Annotated in this window: 28 protein-coding genes; 4 read left to right on the forward strand and 24 right to left on the reverse strand. The window is 68.9% G+C overall.

What is annotated here, in order from left to right; all coding sequences use genetic code 11:
• Positions 1 to 43 precede the first annotated feature (43 nt).
• From RWX45_RS13465 to RWX45_RS05690, 22 genes are all read right to left on the reverse strand, one after another.
• On the reverse strand, positions 44 to 445 hold the full coding sequence (locus RWX45_RS13465; protein ID WP_410050683.1) for an HNH endonuclease: 402 nt from the start codon (positions 443 to 445) through the stop codon (positions 44 to 46).
• Positions 446 to 520: 75 nt separating this feature from the next.
• Complete coding sequence (locus RWX45_RS05590; protein WP_316022779.1) at positions 521 to 760, reverse strand: hypothetical protein; 240 nt, start codon at positions 758 to 760, stop codon at positions 521 to 523.
• Positions 757 to 1,554 carry a hypothetical protein gene (locus tag RWX45_RS05595; RefSeq protein WP_316022780.1) on the reverse strand — a complete coding sequence of 266 codons (798 nt, stop codon included), beginning with the start codon at positions 1,552 to 1,554 and terminating at the stop codon, positions 757 to 759. The genes RWX45_RS05590 and RWX45_RS05595 overlap by 4 nt, the downstream gene beginning before the upstream one ends.
• Complete coding sequence (locus RWX45_RS05600) at positions 1,551 to 3,065, reverse strand: HNH endonuclease (RefSeq protein WP_316022805.1); 1,515 nt, start codon at positions 3,063 to 3,065, stop codon at positions 1,551 to 1,553. Before RWX45_RS05600 ends, RWX45_RS05595 begins: the two co-directional genes overlap by 4 nt.
• A gap of 111 nt (positions 3,066 to 3,176) precedes the next feature.
• Complete coding sequence (locus RWX45_RS05605; RefSeq protein WP_316022781.1) at positions 3,177 to 3,467, reverse strand: hypothetical protein; 291 nt, start codon at positions 3,465 to 3,467, stop codon at positions 3,177 to 3,179.
• A complete protein-coding gene (locus RWX45_RS05610) occupies positions 3,464 to 3,610 on the reverse strand; it encodes a hypothetical protein (RefSeq protein WP_316022782.1) in 147 nt (48 codons plus the stop codon). Before RWX45_RS05610 ends, RWX45_RS05605 begins: the two co-directional genes overlap by 4 nt.
• 17 nt (positions 3,611 to 3,627) lie before the next feature.
• Positions 3,628 to 4,119 (reverse strand): single-stranded DNA-binding protein, encoded by a 492-nt coding sequence (locus RWX45_RS05615; RefSeq protein WP_316022783.1) that lies wholly within the window; start codon positions 4,117 to 4,119, stop codon positions 3,628 to 3,630.
• On the reverse strand, positions 4,119 to 4,388 hold the full coding sequence (locus RWX45_RS05620) for a hypothetical protein (RefSeq protein WP_316022784.1): 270 nt from the start codon (positions 4,386 to 4,388) through the stop codon (positions 4,119 to 4,121). Before RWX45_RS05620 ends, RWX45_RS05615 begins: the two co-directional genes overlap by 1 nt.
• Positions 4,385 to 5,233 (reverse strand): BRO family protein, encoded by an 849-nt coding sequence (locus RWX45_RS05625; protein ID WP_316022785.1) that lies wholly within the window; start codon positions 5,231 to 5,233, stop codon positions 4,385 to 4,387. The genes RWX45_RS05620 and RWX45_RS05625 overlap by 4 nt, the downstream gene beginning before the upstream one ends.
• The gene (locus RWX45_RS05630) at positions 5,230 to 5,724 is read right to left on the reverse strand and encodes a RusA family crossover junction endodeoxyribonuclease (RefSeq protein WP_316022786.1); all 495 of its coding nucleotides are present in this window, start codon (positions 5,722 to 5,724) and stop codon (positions 5,230 to 5,232) included. Before RWX45_RS05630 ends, RWX45_RS05625 begins: the two co-directional genes overlap by 4 nt.
• Positions 5,721 to 6,032, reverse strand: coding sequence for a glutaredoxin family protein (locus RWX45_RS05635; RefSeq protein ID WP_316022787.1), 312 nt, complete (start codon positions 6,030 to 6,032; stop codon positions 5,721 to 5,723). Before RWX45_RS05635 ends, RWX45_RS05630 begins: the two co-directional genes overlap by 4 nt.
• On the reverse strand, positions 6,032 to 6,283 hold the full coding sequence (locus tag RWX45_RS05640; protein ID WP_316022788.1) for a hypothetical protein: 252 nt from the start codon (positions 6,281 to 6,283) through the stop codon (positions 6,032 to 6,034). The genes RWX45_RS05635 and RWX45_RS05640 overlap by 1 nt, the downstream gene beginning before the upstream one ends.
• On the reverse strand, positions 6,280 to 7,239 hold the full coding sequence (locus RWX45_RS05645) for a hypothetical protein (RefSeq protein WP_316022789.1): 960 nt from the start codon (positions 7,237 to 7,239) through the stop codon (positions 6,280 to 6,282). Before RWX45_RS05645 ends, RWX45_RS05640 begins: the two co-directional genes overlap by 4 nt.
• A complete protein-coding gene (locus tag RWX45_RS05650) occupies positions 7,236 to 7,595 on the reverse strand; it encodes a hypothetical protein (RefSeq protein ID WP_316022790.1) in 360 nt (119 codons plus the stop codon). Before RWX45_RS05650 ends, RWX45_RS05645 begins: the two co-directional genes overlap by 4 nt.
• A gap of 12 nt (positions 7,596 to 7,607) precedes the next feature.
• Entirely contained in the window at positions 7,608 to 8,228 is a 621-nt protein-coding gene (locus RWX45_RS05655; protein ID WP_316022791.1) for a hypothetical protein, read from the reverse strand.
• 301 nt (positions 8,229 to 8,529) lie between these two features.
• The gene (locus RWX45_RS05660) at positions 8,530 to 8,991 is read right to left on the reverse strand and encodes a DUF4326 domain-containing protein (protein WP_316022792.1); all 462 of its coding nucleotides are present in this window, start codon (positions 8,989 to 8,991) and stop codon (positions 8,530 to 8,532) included.
• The gene (locus RWX45_RS05665) at positions 8,988 to 9,335 is read right to left on the reverse strand and encodes a hypothetical protein (protein ID WP_316022793.1); all 348 of its coding nucleotides are present in this window, start codon (positions 9,333 to 9,335) and stop codon (positions 8,988 to 8,990) included. The genes RWX45_RS05660 and RWX45_RS05665 overlap by 4 nt, the downstream gene beginning before the upstream one ends.
• Positions 9,332 to 9,682, reverse strand: a complete 351-nt coding sequence (locus RWX45_RS05670; protein ID WP_316022794.1) for a hypothetical protein — start codon at positions 9,680 to 9,682, stop codon at positions 9,332 to 9,334. Before RWX45_RS05670 ends, RWX45_RS05665 begins: the two co-directional genes overlap by 4 nt.
• A gap of 215 nt (positions 9,683 to 9,897) precedes the next feature.
• On the reverse strand, positions 9,898 to 10,464 hold the full coding sequence (locus RWX45_RS05675; protein ID WP_316022795.1) for a hypothetical protein: 567 nt from the start codon (positions 10,462 to 10,464) through the stop codon (positions 9,898 to 9,900).
• A complete protein-coding gene (locus RWX45_RS05680) occupies positions 10,461 to 10,721 on the reverse strand; it encodes a hypothetical protein (RefSeq protein ID WP_316022796.1) in 261 nt (86 codons plus the stop codon). Before RWX45_RS05680 ends, RWX45_RS05675 begins: the two co-directional genes overlap by 4 nt.
• On the reverse strand, positions 10,718 to 10,849 hold the full coding sequence (locus RWX45_RS05685; RefSeq protein ID WP_316022797.1) for a hypothetical protein: 132 nt from the start codon (positions 10,847 to 10,849) through the stop codon (positions 10,718 to 10,720). The genes RWX45_RS05680 and RWX45_RS05685 overlap by 4 nt, the downstream gene beginning before the upstream one ends.
• A gap of 53 nt (positions 10,850 to 10,902) precedes the next feature.
• Positions 10,903 to 11,169 (reverse strand): helix-turn-helix domain-containing protein, encoded by a 267-nt coding sequence (locus RWX45_RS05690; protein WP_316022798.1) that lies wholly within the window; start codon positions 11,167 to 11,169, stop codon positions 10,903 to 10,905.
• A 207-nt stretch (positions 11,170 to 11,376) separates the two neighbouring features.
• Here RWX45_RS05690 and RWX45_RS05695 point away from each other — a divergent pair, with 207 nt between their 5' ends.
• A complete protein-coding gene (locus RWX45_RS05695) occupies positions 11,377 to 11,925 on the forward strand; it encodes a hypothetical protein (protein ID WP_316022799.1) in 549 nt (182 codons plus the stop codon).
• Positions 11,926 to 12,088: 163 nt separating this feature from the next.
• On the opposite strand, the gene RWX45_RS05700 is transcribed toward RWX45_RS05695, so the two are convergent.
• Positions 12,089 to 12,535 carry a helix-turn-helix transcriptional regulator gene (locus tag RWX45_RS05700; protein WP_316022800.1) on the reverse strand — a complete coding sequence of 149 codons (447 nt, stop codon included), beginning with the start codon at positions 12,533 to 12,535 and terminating at the stop codon, positions 12,089 to 12,091.
• An 80-nt stretch (positions 12,536 to 12,615) separates the two neighbouring features.
• On the opposite strand from RWX45_RS05700, the gene RWX45_RS05705 reads away from it, so the two are divergent.
• From RWX45_RS05705 to RWX45_RS05715, 3 genes are all read left to right on the forward strand, one after another.
• Positions 12,616 to 13,056, forward strand: coding sequence for a helix-turn-helix transcriptional regulator (locus tag RWX45_RS05705; protein ID WP_316022801.1), 441 nt, complete (start codon positions 12,616 to 12,618; stop codon positions 13,054 to 13,056).
• Positions 13,057 to 13,154: 98 nt separating this feature from the next.
• Positions 13,155 to 13,547, forward strand: coding sequence for a hypothetical protein (locus RWX45_RS05710; protein WP_316022802.1), 393 nt, complete (start codon positions 13,155 to 13,157; stop codon positions 13,545 to 13,547).
• 83 nt (positions 13,548 to 13,630) lie between these two features.
• Positions 13,631 to 14,659: a hypothetical protein gene (locus RWX45_RS05715; protein ID WP_316022803.1), complete on the forward strand. Its 1,029-nt coding sequence runs from the start codon at positions 13,631 to 13,633 to the stop codon at positions 14,657 to 14,659.
• Between the two features lie 13 nt (positions 14,660 to 14,672).
• Here RWX45_RS05715 and RWX45_RS05720 read toward each other — a convergent pair.
• On the reverse strand, positions 14,673 to 15,373 hold a 701-nt coding region (locus tag RWX45_RS05720), incomplete at its 5' end, for a site-specific integrase (protein WP_316022804.1).

A 15,373-nucleotide genomic window follows, 5' to 3' on the forward strand; every position in this document is an offset into this window, starting at 1 on the left:
CTGGTAATCGCTGGGGGCGGGGAGGGGTGCCCGCCCCCAGCGATTACCAGACCGCCGAAGATGCGGTCGGGCGCACGAACACCGGCTGTTTTTGCCTGCTACTTGAACGCTGTTTCCCGAGGTATCCGCCGCGCCGTTGATTGCAACGACGACAGATAATACGCAGATTATCTGGGTGATCGGAGCCGCCCGCAGCATATTCGACAATGTGGTCCGCCTCCGCACTATTGGGCGATCCTCCCACGTCGTAGTCGAGAATGACGCCGCAAATCGGGCAGTGACTTTGCCCAACCTGCTTGGCGCGCGCGATGGCTGACGCTCGCGCGTGCTTCCATTTCGCCGTGCCGGTTCGAGAAGTAGCCACAACATTCCCCCGCACATCAATGTCTGAGAGAGGAATGGAAGGCGGTGTCCAAGACCATGAGCAACCATGCGGACGAACCACCGAGCACGCACCACGACCAGCATCGGGGCGCAGGTGTCCCGCTGCACCCAATTGTGCAATGAAGCAGATCCCCGGTCAAGCATCCGTGTGCACCCCCCGGTATCCGCCCCGCCGCCAGCCGGCAAGATGGGCCGCAGCCTCCACCTCCAGCACGTCAGGCCAGGCCACCCACACCTGGCGCCCCACCCGCCGGGACCGCACCTGCTCCCGCCTGATCCACGACCACAGCGTCCACCCGGACAACCCCGGCACCCGGTCCAGTGCCGTGACGGCGGAGACCCACTCGGTGCCGTCCGGGCCGACCACGCCGGTCACGACGGCGCCCCCGCTGTAGCGGCTGTCTGGGCTCGGGCCAGGGCAAGGGCTCTCGTGTGCTGCCAGTCCTCCTCACCCAACGTGCGCCCGCAGGCTGGCAGGCTGCACCGGACCGTGGCCGACGCGCCGACCGTCGCGGGCGGGGACACCACAAGCGACAGACACCCACAGGACGGGCAGCGCACGTCCGTGACCCGCCGGTCGGGCTCGACCATCGGCCACCGAGCCAGCGCCCGAGCAGACGCCGACGCGAGGTCGGCCAGCATGTCGCCCGCCCAGGACTGGGCGGTGACCCACTCCAGGTGCGGGGCCAGCCACTCCACCAGGCAGGCCGTGGCACCGGGCGAGGCGGGCCCGATGGGCTCCACGTCGCCGTCGCCGTCAGGCACCGTCCACCGCGTCAGCCCAGCCGGAGGCGAGGGCACACCGCGCTCAGCGGCAACCTCGGCACACCACATGGCGACCATGGCGTGCAGGTCATCCAGGGCCACCAGAGCGGACGGGTAGAGCATCCCCTCACCCGGACGCGCCGAGCTGCCGGCGTCGGTGTGGCCCGACGGCGAAGACACCGACGGCTCACCCATCAGGCGCAGGTGATCGGCCAGGGCAGGCAGGCCCGCGACCGTAGAGGTCAGCCGGCCAACGCACCACGAGCACAGGCAGGCGCCGTCCTCAGCAGGCCGCGGCAGGCACCCACGGCACTCCACCAGCTGGCCCGCACGGTCGGTGCTGGTGCCGTCGCAGTCAGGGGCGTGCATGCCACGGATCGTGCAGCCGGAGACGCAAGCACTCATGAGAGATCCTCCTCTTGGCATAGGCGGCAGGGGATTCGGTCGCCGTGGGTTGGGCAGGTAGTGGTTTTCTTCTTGGCTCTCCTGCGCCGGCGGTGGGACCTGCCGCCGGCGTCGTCTGGTGCCGTGCCGTCCCATGCCAGCCCTTGCCGTGCCAGGCCATCCCGTGCCGTCCCATGCCATGCCAGCGCGCGTGCGCCCGTGAGAGCGCGCGCACGGCCGTGCGCGCCCGTACGCGCGTACGCGTACGCGAGGGCGGCGTCGAGCATGGTCTGCTGGTCGGGAGTGAGGCTCTTGCCGGTGTGGGCGGCCATGGCGGCCACGGCCAGATCGGCCGGCAGCGGGGCGCCGAAGCACGCTTCGAGCGCCTCCAAGACGCGGTTGGAGGCGATCCTGTCGATGCCCATTCCCTGGGCGACGGGTGCAGGCGCAGCGGTGCCCTGAGACGCCGCCGAGGAGCCCTGCGCGGGCGGCTCCTGGGGCGCCATGGGCCTGGAATTGGGCAGACTCCTCCCTGGGAATGCCGGGGCGGGGTCTTGTCTGCCAGGCGGCTCCTGGGGCGCCACGGGCGCAGGAGTGCCGGCGGGAGCGGTCGGGCTGTCCCCAACGACACCGGCGGGCGGCTCAGCAGACCCCTCGGGGTGCGATCTACGCCCCTCCCATCCCACGCCAGGACCAGTGACGGGCGGCTCAGCTGACCCTGATGGGTGCGATCTACGCTCGCCCTCACCCTGGGCGGGCTGGGAGTCGGTGTCGGTGAAGAGCACTCCGTCCGTATCCAGCGGCCACTGGTCACGTCCGAGCATGGCGTCGAGTAGCCCTGCGTACCCTCCAGGGTGCGAGCTTGCTCGACGCTGCTCCAACGCGGCGCGGTGAGCGTCGGTCAGGTGGAGTGTTAGCCCGGCCGCCGCCGGGGTGCGCTGGCCCTTGACGCGGTTGCAGCGCCTGTGGGAGATCACCAGGTTGTCCACACCCAGCGGCTTGGGAATGACGTGGTCGACCTCGGCGGCCATGTCGCCCTTGACCGTGGTGCGACGTACGGGCTTGCCGCAGTAGGCGCACAGCGCCTCCAGCGGGGCCCCTTGGGGCTGGCCTGGCAGCCGGTCGCGCTGCCACACCTCCTGTTTCAGGCGGGGGTCGTTGCGCTCGGCCTGCAGCGCGCGAGCCTCCCGCTCCTCGTCGCCGGTCTTCTTGTGGTAGTGACGCCAGTCGTGGAATACGTACTGGCCCGGGGCGGCGTCCGAACACCGCCCGTATGGGCACGGGTGCTCCACGTCGTGCCACAGGCCCTCCTCGACCAGCACCCTGGCCAGGCGAGGAGCGACCTCGGGGTCCTCGGCCAGGGCCAGCACGTCAAAGGTGGTCAGCACACCGGTGGCGTAGCCGGCCTTGACCTGGGAGCCGGCCATCATCCACAGCAGTCCCGCACCCCAGGCGTCCGCATCGCCCTGACGGCCACGGCGCATCAGCGCCCGGAACTTTCGGTTCTGGAACAACTGATCATCCACCAGCATGTATGACAAACGCGGACACCTCCCAACAAGCGACAAGACAAGCGAACAACAACAGCAGCAGCACGCGGGACCGCCTGAGGGCGGGCCACGGACACAGACGGCCGACATTGGTTACGCCTCCTGTGCGGGGTCAGGGGCAGGCTGGTAGGTGGCGGCGAAGATGCTCGGCTTGCACGGGTAAAACTCGCCCTGGACACCTCGGATCACGAAGTCGCCCCAGTCGGCGGTCATATCGCCCTCCAAGGTGTGGATGACGAGGTTGCCGTCGGCGGTGCGTTCGGCGCTAGTCGCGTCGCCTATCCAGTCGAGGATGTCGAGCGCATTGGTGAGGCTGCCGTCGTATTGGATGGCCTCCACGACAACGGGGCGTTTGACGTAGCGGCCCGGCTTGGCACTGGTCATAGAACGGCCCTCCAGATGACGATGGTCAGGGCCGCGAGCGCAGACAGAAGGAGTGCGCCGAGGCCGGTGAGGATGAGGCCGCCGAGGATCTTTCCGATGATTTCGGCGGGGCCCGTGGGCTCGGGTGGTTGTAGGTCTGTCATTGTCGTGTCCTTTCGTGTCAGAACGGGGGCTCGTCGCCGAAGGTGGTGCTGGCGGCCTGGCCGACGCCCCAGGGGTCGTCCGCTGGCGGGTTGGCGGGGTGCTGGGCCGGCTGCTGGGGCTGGCCGCCCTGCTGTTGGCCGCGTGGCGCGTTGCGGGTGATCTGGGCGGTCGCGTATCGGAGTGAGGGGCCGATCTCGTCCACTTGCAGTTCCACCACGGTGCGGTCCTGTCCGTCGCGGGTGGTGTAGGAGCGCTGGCGTAGGCGGCCGGTCGCGATCACGCGGGTGCCCTTGGTCAGTGACTCGGCCACGTTCTCTGCCAGCTCTCGCCAGCAGGAGGAGCGCATGAACAGGGTCTCCCCGTCCTCCCACTGGCCCGACTGGCGGTTGAAGGATCTGGGGGTGGAGGCGATGGTGAAGGAGGCGACCGCCGCCCCCGACGGCGTAAACCGCAGCTCCGGATCGCTTACGAGGTTGCCGATAAGCGTGATAACCGTGTCCCCAGCCATCAGTCCACGCCTTCCTCTCCGTCTTCGCTGTAATAGTTGGTGGGGTCAATGGCCCGGAGCTGTTCCTCGGCCCACTCGACCTCTGCCGGGGTCGGGCGGCGCGGCCAGCGCGAGAGCTCATCGGCGAGCTGGCGGGCGGCGTGCTCGTGGATCTCCGGGTAGTACTCCCACACCTGCCCGCTGTAGGTCTCGGTGAGGTGGCGGGCATGGTCATAGACCAGGATCTGGATAGCGGACTTGTACTCGACGGAATCGATCTCGGCGGTCATGACCGAGTGCCTTCCTTTCCTAGGTGGTAGCGGCCGGTGGTGAAGCCCTCGATCAGGTCTTCTTGGCCGGCGCCGGTTAGCTTCGATGTCCACCGCTGGGCGGTGCCGTGATTGGTTGGGACGGTGCGCTCGACGGCGCGCACGTAGCCCTTTTCGAGCGCCCACTTGGTGGGCCGGTTCCACATGTCGCCTTTTGCTTTGCACAGCCAGCCGTGGGCGCGCAGCCAGCCGAACAGGTCTGCCTGGTTGCAGGCGATGCCCTCCTGGGTGAGGACGTCCGCTACTGCCTTGACCAGCACCAGGCCCTCAGCGTCGGCCACCGCACGGCCCAGGACCGTGTGCGGACGGTCGGCCTCCACGCGGGCCTCCAGCGCGGCGTGCTCAGACTCCAGCTGGGCGCGCGCCGCCTGCTCCTCCTTCAACCGAGTGGCCAGCCGGATGATGAAGTCCGGGTCAGTCAGGGCGGCCTCAGCGGCAGCAGGGGTGAGGTATCCGCCGTGACGACGAATCGCAGGCAGCACCTCGCCGGTGACCCACTCCTGGAACCGGACGGCCTCAGGCTTGTCACTACGCAAGATGACGGAGTACATGCCGGCCTCGGTCACCGTCGTCACCCGCTGGGCCCCACCAGGGGTGTCAATCAGATTGACCCCCTTCATGAAGTCCGTCAGGCGCCGGGCGACCATAGCGGGGTTTCCCAGGCTGAGCGCCTTGCACAGGTCAGTCAGGACAAAGCGCGGCTCCCCGTCCGCCCCGGTAAGGGTGCGGATCTCGTGCAGGCCGAACTGCCAGGTCTCGACGTCAGCCGGCACGCCGTCGGCGGCGGCGAGCGCAGTCGTGGTCATGGCTGTGTCTCCTCATCTACTGGTAGGACTGCGATTGCGGCGCCCGGGGATTTGACGACCTCGCCGTCGACGTATTCCTTGGCCGAGTGCCAGCGGACGATGCGGGAGTCCTCCCGCAGCAGGCCCCGCTGGGCGACGTAGCCGCCGCGACGCACCTCGGCCAGGGCGTCGCCGACCGCGCGCTCTAACTTGTCCAGGTCCGGCTTGGTAGCCGGCACCGGGAACCTGGGCCGCGCCGGGCGGGGCAGGTAGAACGTGGCCCGGACCTCCACCGGGCCGTCGTAGCCGAGCGGCCAGCGCGCCTGCACGGCAGCCGCCAGCGAGGCGGCCCGCACCCGCGCACGCCACTCCTCCAGCGCGGCCTGCTTGGTGTGAGTCACCCGCACACCACCCGTCTGTGTGGGGAATGCTCGGGTGGACCCCTCCGTCTCCGGCATCCCGTCGACGGCGAACGCCACCGTAGGCGGGGCAGTAGTAGCGGTGGTGGTCATGATGCGGTCTCCTCGGGCTCGTCCCACACGCTCGGCGCGTACTCGTCCAGGTGGCGGCGGATCAGGTCCGGGCGGTGGCCGCCCCACACGCCCGCCACCAGCCCCACGGGGCTCATAGCCACCACCACCGGCGCGCTCGTCACGTGGTGCTCGGCCGCGAGCGCTTGTGCGTCTGGGTGGTCGGCCAGGGGGCGTGCTCGGTGGCGGGCGCCCAGGCGGTCGAGGAGTCGGAGGGTCTGGGCGCACTGGGGGCAGGAGGGGATCGTGTAGATGTCCAGCCACGGGGCGCGGGAGTCATTCGTGCCCATCACTCCTCACCCCCGAGGGACCGCTGCTGGTAGACGACCTCGCCCGGCGCGATGATCGGGGAGCGCAGGGGGACGCCGTACACGAGGTGCTCGGTGATCTGGGCAAGCACGGCGTCGGTGGTGCGCCGCTCACGTCTTATAGCCGCGACGGTGTCTGACGCCGACGACGCCAGGGGCTCCTCGGCCGGCACGATGGCGGTGATCTCCACGCCATCCCTCAGGTCCGGCTCCACCGTGATGGCGATCCTCACGCGGCATCACCACCCGGGGTGTCGTCGCCGTCGTCGGGCTCGTCGCCGTCGTCGTCACCGGTGGGGGTGTCGACATCGTCTTCGTCGGTGTCTTGCTCGTGCAGCCACGCCGACCGCTCCGGCACCATGGCGTGAGAGACCTCCTCGGTGGCCTCACCACCGACCGGGGCACCGTCCAGCAGCAGGTCCATCAGGATGGCGGTGGCGGGGCCGTCATAGGCCGCCTCGGCGGCGGGTACGGCGTCCGTGGTGCCGTACACGCGCAGGCAGCCCAGCACCACCAGGCCCACGGCCTCAGCCAGGTCCCCGTAGGCGACCAGTCCCATGCCCGACGCGGTGACCCGCAGCGGCAGCACCCCGAGCGCTTTGGCGGTGGGGGCCCAGCGGGACATGGTCTTGAGCAGCAGGCTGTACGTGGTCTGCGGGGCCAGCGGAGCGGCGCAGGTGTGGGCGATCATGGCGGCGGCGTCCACACGCTGCGCATCATCCACGGGACCCCACTCGCCCATCGCGGCCACGCGCACCGTCCGCCCCGCCAACATGCCCGACACATCAGTGACCTGGATGCTCCGGCCGTCGGCGGGCACATCCAGCCGCACCGTCTCACCACCCACGCGCCCGAAGACCGCGGAGATGGTCTTGGCCGCGCCCTTGGACAGGTCCAGGTCCACCCGGTCGACCACCCGGACACCCGGCCCGTCGTCGTCGATGATGACGGCGTCGTCAACCTCCGACAGCGGGACCGACGCCATGATCGCGGACTCCGAGTCCGTAGCCAGCAGGCACAGGCGCATGCCAGCGACGTCCAGAACGACACGCAGACGCTCACACCCCGGACCGGATTTGTCCGTCCCGACGTGGGGGATGGTGGCGGCCAGAGCCTTCAGCAGAGTGTCCATATCCACGGTGGCGTGCAGCATCACCCCCAGCGGGGCAGCAGCAGCGGTAGTGGTCATGACGGGTCCTCCTGGTCTAGTAGGGCGAGCAGAGAGTCAGTGCCCTGCCCGTCCGGGGTGAGGGCAGTGTTAGCGAGGCGGGCATACGCCTGGGCGCAGGCCCGGCACATCCGGGCGTCCTCCAACACCTCACGGATGCGCTCCGGACTAGCGGGGCGGAGCCACGGGGCCGAGGCGAGGCACGCGGTGGGCTCGCCCGGACGGCACAGGCAGGTGACGTCCCGATAGACGACATGCATACGAGTGACCCTGGGACCGAGCTGCTCAAGGTGGATCACCGGCAGCGCCGGCGACGCGCGCACCATCAGCTCCAGCTCAGGCGCCGACACGAGGGCGGGTATGGGTGTGGTGGTCATGGTCGGCGGCTCCTAGTTGACGGTCTGGTGGTGGCGGTCACGGTTGTAGGCGGCCAGCTCGTGCACGGTGAGGTAGACGCCGGAGACCGGGTGCCTGGCGACACGTCCCGCCCGGTAGAGGTCCGACAGCCAGCACAGGGCCGCGGCGGCAGACAAGATCGCGGCCTCACGCGGCACCGGGGCGCAGGCGGTCACCCACAGGGGGCGGGCGTGCTGGTCGAGCAGCCGGGACCACCACAGGTCCGCCCCCGTGCCCAGGCCGGCCCTGGCGTCTATGGCCGCCTCGGCCTCGGTGTCGGCGTCCAGGGCGCGCCACTCGCTGATGACGGCTGCCACCTGCGCGGTCCGGTCACGGGCCACCCGCACGCGCGCGCCGCCGTAGCGCATGCCGACAGTGCCTAGCACCCCGCCCAGGGCGATCACCCGGGCCAGGTACTCGGCGATACCCGGCGCGGAGGCGGAGCGCCACGTCCCGTAGTGAGCGACCAGCAGGCCCGCGCCGATAGCGTCTGACGCGGCCACCCGCGCCAGGTACGCGGCCGGGGTGTCGTGGTTCGGCCACTTCCAGTAGTCAGGGGACACCTGAGTCAGGGCGTCATCCCACAGCCGCGCGAAATCACGGGTTTCCCTCATGTCAGCCGACCGCCCTTCATCTGGTGGCGGGTGTGGCGAACCCTTTCCTTCCACGCCAGGTGGCGGCAGACCTTGCAGTCACGCTCCAGGACGACGCCCCGCCCCTGGGAGCGGCGGTCACGGACCCGGACACGGGCCGTGGCGATAGACCACTCGTGGCCATGAGCACAGGTAGCGGGACCGCCGGCGGCAGCCAGCCGCTCCAACAGCTCAAACGCCACGCTGTCAGGCACCAGCGCGGACGACGCGCCGGCGGGGATCAAACCCGCCAGATCACGAGCACTAACCGTCGTGGTAGCAGTCATAGGAGCATCCCGCCTTCGGACTCCACGACCGGGGACAGCTCCGCCAGCGTCATGGAGTACAGGGGCTTGCCGGCAGCCAGGGCCAGCAGCACGTCCGCGTGGCACGGCTCGTCCAGCGGGCACCAGCACGCCAGATCACGCCCCATCAGGTCCGCCTGGATATCCTCCTGGCGCGGGATGGTCCGGGAGTACGGCTCGTAGAGGGGCACTACCAGGTTGCCTTGAAACCAGGCCAGGTACATCTCCACGACGTCAGCACGGGATGTGGGGGTGAACGGCTGAGGGTCGATCTGCTGGTGGAAGCCGATGTGCTCCAACGCCCGGCCGAACGTGGAAATCAGGTAGGTCCGCCCCACAATGAATTGATTGCCCCACCGACTGCCGCGGCCGACGTAGACAACGTCGTTGGGCATCCGCCACCCGCGGGTGCGCCGCCGCTGAATCCGCCGCGGGCTCACGACTCATCACCGCTCTCGACGCCAGACAGGATGCGGGCAGCACGCTCTACGCGGCCCACAGCCGTCAGGATCGCCTGCTGGTTTGCCTCGCCGAGGTCTTGCAGGGAGACCTCACCGAAGGGCTTTGGCGGCAGCTGCACCCGCGCGCTGGCCTCAAGCCTCGACAGGGTGCCGTCCCTGCGGATGCCACGGCCATACACCGTCACGTGCACGGGGAAGCCATGCCGGGGATCGTAGCTGCTGATCCGTACGCGGGACGCGAGCATCCGTGTCAGCCGGCCGTACGAGCACGGCACCTCTACCCGCTCTGGTAGCTGCATGCGGATCTTTGCGTCGTAGCTCATGCCGCCACCCCCACAGCCTCTCCGGTCTGGGCGGGGCGAGGCTCGTGACCGAGCGCCCTCGCCTCCTCCGGCGTGGCCGGCCGCACGGTCAGGGTCAGCAGGATGGTCGCGCCCACCCCGTGCCGCACACTCCGGCGCGGCCTCGACATGGCCACCAGGCCATCACGGCGCAGCTGATCCGCCAGATCCGCAAGGCATTCCAGCTCCTGCTGCACCATGCTCATGCCGCCAGGCAGCATCCGCCACGGCCACGTGACCTCCCGGCCGAGAGAGGGAGACGCCACCATGGCATCAGCCTCCAGGCCGGCCAGGCGCCGCAACGACGGCGCGGCTGGCCGCGGCGACACCACATCCTCCACAGCCTGGGCCGCAACCGCGGCAGCCTCCGCCGCCTGCGTCGCTCTCCGGCAGTGGTAGCACATGCCACGACCCGCGTGAGCGACCGTCCCCGACCAGCGCGGATCATCAGCAGACCGGCCAACAGGCCGCATCGGACGCTCGCAACCACTGCAGGGGATCGGCCCATGCGACCAGTCCAGACGATGCTGCACCTGCGCACCCATCACCACTCATCCCCATCAGAGGCGAGGTGCTCCAGGATGCCGCGCACATGGTGCGGGTCATGCATCAGCTGAGCCAGCGCGCCGACAGCCCACCCCATCGCACCGCGAGGAGCCGTCAGCTCACACAGCATCTCCGGATCATCACCACCCGGACCATCCTCAGGGGACAGCACCATGTGCAGGTGCGTGTGCGGCTGACCATGGATTCGATCCACGACTGCCTCAGCCTCGCTTGCTACCGCGCCGTCCACGATCCGGGCCGCCTGCGCCAGCACGTCCCCCGCATCCTCGCCGTCGCCGTCGCCGTCGGCGTCGGCTGTGTTGGGGCCGGCGGACACCTCCGCGTCCACAGCCGCCAGCTCCGCATCCAGCTCAGGCACCACCGCCACGTCACAGGATGTGAGCATCAGCCACGCACCCACACCGCCCAGGCCCAGGGCCAGCAGCGACAGCCCCGACAAGGCCGGCGCCCGGCCCGACACGGCCAGCCAGGCCTGCACGCAGCCGACCAGCACACCCACGCACAGCAGGCACGCACCAGCCGCGATTCTCCGCTCCGCACTCATCGGACCGCCACCTCCTCACGGGAGGCGTCAGCGGCGGCCGCGACGGCGTGGCGGGCCAGGACCTCCACGCACGGGCACGGCTCGCTGGCCATGTGGTGGTAGCCGTCGCACCGGTCATCCGTGCAGCCACAACGGTCACCCGGCCACCGGGCAACGTCCCGGCCGAAGTGATGGTCAACGTACTGGCGCACAGTGATCCCCTCAGCGGCGATAGTCGCGCGGGCGGCGCGAGACAGGCCAGACACACGAGCAGTCATCGGGCCGGCACCTCCTTCACAGCGTCGTTGTTGTCGGTCGGGGCCAGGCGGAGCAGGCCACGCACCACGTCGAGCACACGACGTCTTTCTGCCTTGTGGCGGGGCTTGTAAGATGAGTTGCGAGTCATTGGGTTTGTTCCTTTCACTTTGGCTCGGGCCGTCGGCATGGCAGTGCCGGCGGCTACTTCTTTGCGATCAGGCGGAGCTCACGGGCAGTGAGCCACGCATCCAGGTCGGTGGGGCGCACCACCCGGGTTCGCTCCCCGATCTCGATCGCCGGGAGATCCCCGGTGCGGATCGCGGCCAGCACGGCCGGGCGGGGGATACCGGTCAGACGACACACATCCGCCACCGACAGCGACCGCACCTCCGGGGCAGTGCCAGCCGTCAGCGCCCGCTCAATCCGGTCCAGACGCTCAGCAATCGCCTCCAACGTCGCGGCGGCCATCACGCCTCACCCCCATCCGGGACGTCGCTGATGGGATGGGCGGGGCCGGCGCAGCTATGAGGCGCCAGCCCCACCCCGCACCCAGCGCCGCACGACCGGCAGGAGTCAGACCGGCCAGCAGCGGGGCGCACCTCCTCGGTAGGCTCCGAAGCACCAACCGACCCGCCGGCATCGGAGCCGACGGCGGAACCCACCGAGGAGGAGATATTGGACGCAGCAACGTGGCTGACTGCCGGGCTCTCGGTCATCGCCATGCTCGGCTCATTCGCCGGATGGCTACTCGGGCGCAGGCAAGCCAAGAAAGACGTCCAAGCCCGAGAGAACGAAGCCAAACAACGGAACGCAAAGTTCCAGGAGTTCCTCGACCTCACGCGAGCGGCAGCACAGCGCGCTGAGGCGTCCGCGAAAGCCGCCGAAGAACAGGCACAGGCACTGCAACGCGCTGCCGCCGGCACCGAAGCCATCGCTGCCGCCGTAACTCCGCCGCGGCTGCTCTTGTCCTGGGGGTCCCGCAGATCCTTCTCGCTGCGCAACACCTCGCCCGAACCGGCCACGATCGAGGCCTTCGCCAATCCCGAGGCATTCTTCAAACTGCCGTTCTCTGTCCCAGTAACGCTCTCCCCTGGGGAATCACTACGGGGCTCCGCATTCGATGCGCACGGGAGACCATTCCCACCACAACTGGCGCTACGCGTCGACGGCACCGACGCGCCCGTGTTCGTCCCGGCAGACGGGCGTCCCGGATCAGAGATCTGAGTAAGAGTCAGACGAGCCTCTTCCACGACCAACGTCACTGTCGCAGTCATGAAGCCGTCCGGGGCGACGTCGATACGCGTCGGCTCATCAATAATCGGAAGCAACTCACCGTCCTGCGTACGAATCTCGAACACAGGCTTATACGGCCCACCCACACGAGCCATCACGCCACCTCTTCGTCGGAGGAGCGGTGCGTGGCCGGGTCCTCGTCGCCCGACAGGTGCCGGGCGGCATCGTCCAGCGACCAGCACGAGTCACACGCGGCCTCGTGCTCCAGGAGAGCCTCGACCGGCACGTCCGCGAGCGCGGCCCCCACGTGCTCGACGGCGGCGACGCCGTGAGCCTCCGCGGCAGGCGCCCCGTCGACGTCGACGGAGCTGATGTCATTGTTGGCCGAAACGCGAGCCAGCATCTCCGCTGGCTCGTATCCCAGAGCCTGGCTCAGCGCGGTGAACTCATCCACCGAAAGTGCCCGCTTGCCAGTGATCTTTCGGTACACGTTCGATGGCTCGAGCTTGGCCTTGGCAGCGAGAGCCCGGAAGGTGAGGTGCTGACGCCGCATCTCCTGATGCAGCCCCGTGGCGGCTGCCTCGTTCCAAGTCGTTTGCATATGGCAACGGTAGGGTGAGACGTCTCGTGTAGTCAAATAACAACAGCGCAGGTTTTGTTGCTATATGGCATACTTGGGGCATGCCCGCCAGGAGTCGTGAAGTTGGGGAACTTGGAAGCGAAGTCGCTCAGATCTTGTCCGAAGCGCGAGATCGGTCTGGACTCAGTCTTCGGGCTGTCGAGGACGCCTCGGGAGTGGGGTTCACGCAGATCCAGAAGATGCTGAAGGGAGTCAAGGTCATCACGCTCGACGAGCTTGGCAGCATCTGCGACGCGCTCGGTCTTGATCCGGTGGAGGTACTGCGCGAGGCTCAGGCGAGAGCCCGCGAGCGCGAGCGGGCCGACGTCATCCAGCTGGGAGAGCGGCAGCGGGCGTGGTCTGAGGAGCTGCCTCCCCTGGAGGAGCTTGCAGCCCAGGTCGAGCCCGGGGCTGATGAGGAGTTGGCGGAGACGACCGGCTGGCGTGACGATCTCGGTGAGGAGTCCCAGGACATCCCCTACGGGGAGGATGAGTCGCTCTGAGTCGGCGGCGGCCGAGAGTACCGCAACCCCGCTTGTAAGCGAGGTGCTACAAGTACGGTCGATATTCGTGTCCGAGGGTGCGGCTAGTGTGCCCGCTTGTGAGACCAACGATGGACGCCCTCCTCGCCGCCGCTGACGAGCAGCAGGTGTTCGTGCGGTGGTTGCGCATGCCGGAGGGGTGGCGCGGCGCCTACCACCTCCCCAGCCGGACGGTCTACCTGCGCAAGGGCATGAGCGAGCGCTCCGCCGTCCCGACACTCATGCACGAGCTGACCCACGCCGCCCGTGGGGACGACGGCCACCAGACCCGCCCCGTGGAGGCCCGCATAGACCGCCAGGTGGCCTGCCGTCTCATCACCCCCGGCGCCTATCGGGCCGCCGAGACGCTGGCCGGCCCACACCTCGGAGCACTCGCCGCCGAACTCGACGTGCCGTGCTGGGTCATCCTTGCCTATAGGGAGACACTGCGCCGTCACAAGATCGTTGCCTAGAGAGCCGCCAAAACCACGCGAGCGAGCTAAGTGCAGCGCAAGATAAGGCCACCACTACCCAACCCCTCAAGGAAGAGGCCCACATGAAGCCCTCCGGCTGGGGGATCGCCATGCGCATCCTCGGCGTCCTGTCCACACTCTTCGCAGGCCTCGGGATCATCGGCATCATCGGCGCCATGGTCACCGACGACTACAGCGCCGGAGACGCCGTCATCGGCTCCCTGATCCTCGTGATCCCACCAATCGTGGTCGCCGTGCTCCTGTTCCGCGGAGCCGAACGCGTAGACAAGTGGGCCGCCGAGCGCGCCGCACGGCGAGCCGTCCAAGCCGCCGCAGCCCGGCCGACACCACCGCAACCGGCCCTGCTGCAGCCCCAGCCCCACGATGAATCACAGAAGGCCAAGGCAGCCGAGGAAGAAGCCGCGAAACGACGCCAGATAGAAGCCGAGCGACAGGCAGCCAGGGAGGAGCAGGAGGCAAAGCGTGCTGAGCGGAAGGCTGCCAGAGCCGCACGACAGAAAGAACGCGAGGAGAAGCGGGCCGCGCGACGGAAAGAACGCGAGGCCGCCCAAGAAGAACTGGAAGCAAAGCGCGCAGAGCAGAAGGCCGCCAGAGCCGCACGACGGAAAGAACGCGAGGAGAAACAGGCCGCTGCTGCCGCAAACCGCGCCCCAGGATTCCTGCTGGACATCACCCCGATGCTGGAGGACGGCTCCTTCACGGACAACGGGAAACTCTCCCTGTACGTCATGGACAAGCACAAGCCCGCCATCCACAAGCTTGCCCGCACTCACGGCGACTTCATTACCCGAGGCAGAAGCGGATCAGGCGCGTTCGCAGACTGGGGAACGGTCGTCGCAGAACCGAGCAACAGCTACGACCCCTACGCGGTCAGGCTTGAAGTAAAAGGCCAACCAGTGGCCTACTTCTCGCTTGAATGGAAAGACCTCGCACACGAAGCCCTGAACACAGCCTCAGGGAACCCCGTCGTCGTCCCCGCCGTCGTGCGATGGTGGGGCGGGCACGGAGAGTACGTCTGGGCGTTCCCCACGATGGAAGCCGCCAAGGAGTTTGCCGACTGGCTGCACCGCAAGGACCGCAACCGACGGTAGGACGATGGCGACTCTATGACAGCGCCCCGGCGACGGCGTCGAGCGCCTGCGCCTGCACCCCCAGACTGGGGTGCTGATAGCGGGCCGTCGTCAGCGCCTGCGTCTGCCCCAAGATCTCCTGCGCCGTCCGCAACGGCACCCCAGCCTCCAGCAACAGCGTCGCGCACGTGTGACGAGCCGAGTGCAGCGACATCACCGGCAGGCCCTCCTCCGCCAGTGCCGCCTTCCACGCCTGGTGGTCGCGCCGCGGGTCCACCGGGACACCGGGGGAGGACTCGAAGACGAACCGGGTCGGCCGAGCTGCCTCGAGGTGCTCGGTGAGCGCGTCTGCGAGTACAGCGGGGAGGGCAACACGGCGGTTTGAGCCGACAGTCTTGGGCCTGAGTAGCCAGAGGCCGCCGTGTGCCTGCTCGGCCTCCATGCCGTCGGGGATGGGGGCGGTGCGGTCGGGGCAGTCTCCGGCGCGCCGGTGGCCGCACGGCCAGCCGGCGCCGGCAGCGTTGGGGGTGTGGGGGCCGCAGCCGTGCGCCCAGGTGACCCTGCGCAGCTCCCAGGCGAGATCCACCCACGGCGCGCCGCCGTCGGCGTCGAGGTGCAGGTTGTCGAGGGTGATGCCCAGTGCCTCGCCCTGGCGGGCACCGAGCATGAGGGAGAGCATCCACCGGGCACGGTCTGTAGTGCGTGCGGCCAGGAAGCGGCGGGCTTCGTCGGCGG

Source organism: Actinomyces sp. MRS3W (genome assembly GCF_032465695.1).
Taxonomy (GTDB): Bacteria; Actinomycetota; Actinomycetes; order Actinomycetales; family Actinomycetaceae; genus Actinomyces.

Excerpts from the sequence above, each read along its gene's own strand:
- RWX45_RS05665 (WP_316022793.1), bottom strand. The coding sequence starts at position 9,335 with ATGAGCTACGACGCAAAGATCCGCATGCAGCTACCAGAGCGGGTAGAG.
- RWX45_RS05650 (WP_316022790.1), bottom strand. The coding sequence starts at position 7,595 with ATGACCACCACACCCATACCCGCCCTCGTGTCGGCGCCTGAGCTGGAG.
- RWX45_RS05620 (WP_316022784.1), bottom strand. The coding sequence starts at position 4,388 with ATGACCGCCGAGATCGATTCCGTCGAGTACAAGTCCGCTATCCAGATC.
- RWX45_RS05705 (WP_316022801.1), top strand. The coding sequence starts at position 12,616 with ATGCCCGCCAGGAGTCGTGAAGTTGGGGAACTTGGAAGCGAAGTCGCT.
- RWX45_RS05715 (WP_316022803.1), top strand. The coding sequence starts at position 13,631 with ATGAAGCCCTCCGGCTGGGGGATCGCCATGCGCATCCTCGGCGTCCTG.
- RWX45_RS05645 (WP_316022789.1), bottom strand. The coding sequence starts at position 7,239 with ATGACCACTACCGCTGCTGCTGCCCCGCTGGGGGTGATGCTGCACGCC.
- RWX45_RS05600 (WP_316022805.1), bottom strand. The coding sequence starts at position 3,065 with ATGCTGGTGGATGATCAGTTGTTCCAGAACCGAAAGTTCCGGGCGCTG.
- RWX45_RS05635 (WP_316022787.1), bottom strand. The coding sequence starts at position 6,032 with ATGGGCACGAATGACTCCCGCGCCCCGTGGCTGGACATCTACACGATC.
- RWX45_RS05680 (WP_316022796.1), bottom strand. The coding sequence starts at position 10,721 with ATGACTGCTCGTGTGTCTGGCCTGTCTCGCGCCGCCCGCGCGACTATC.
- RWX45_RS05625 (WP_316022785.1), bottom strand. The coding sequence starts at position 5,233 with ATGACCACGACTGCGCTCGCCGCCGCCGACGGCGTGCCGGCTGACGTC.
- RWX45_RS05685 (WP_316022797.1), bottom strand. The coding sequence starts at position 10,849 with ATGACTCGCAACTCATCTTACAAGCCCCGCCACAAGGCAGAAAGACGT.
- RWX45_RS05615 (WP_316022783.1), bottom strand. The coding sequence starts at position 4,119 with ATGGCTGGGGACACGGTTATCACGCTTATCGGCAACCTCGTAAGCGAT.
- RWX45_RS05675 (WP_316022795.1), bottom strand. The coding sequence starts at position 10,464 with ATGAGTGCGGAGCGGAGAATCGCGGCTGGTGCGTGCCTGCTGTGCGTG.
- RWX45_RS05630 (WP_316022786.1), bottom strand. The coding sequence starts at position 5,724 with ATGACCACCACCGCTACTACTGCCCCGCCTACGGTGGCGTTCGCCGTC.
- RWX45_RS05610 (WP_316022782.1), bottom strand. The coding sequence starts at position 3,610 with ATGACAGACCTACAACCACCCGAGCCCACGGGCCCCGCCGAAATCATC.
- RWX45_RS05655 (WP_316022791.1), bottom strand. The coding sequence starts at position 8,228 with ATGAGGGAAACCCGTGATTTCGCGCGGCTGTGGGATGACGCCCTGACT.
- RWX45_RS05605 (WP_316022781.1), bottom strand. The coding sequence starts at position 3,467 with ATGACCAGTGCCAAGCCGGGCCGCTACGTCAAACGCCCCGTTGTCGTG.
- RWX45_RS05700 (WP_316022800.1), bottom strand. The coding sequence starts at position 12,535 with ATGCAAACGACTTGGAACGAGGCAGCCGCCACGGGGCTGCATCAGGAG.
- RWX45_RS05690 (WP_316022798.1), bottom strand. The coding sequence starts at position 11,169 with ATGGCCGCCGCGACGTTGGAGGCGATTGCTGAGCGTCTGGACCGGATT.
- RWX45_RS05595 (WP_316022780.1), bottom strand. The coding sequence starts at position 1,554 with ATGAGTGCTTGCGTCTCCGGCTGCACGATCCGTGGCATGCACGCCCCT.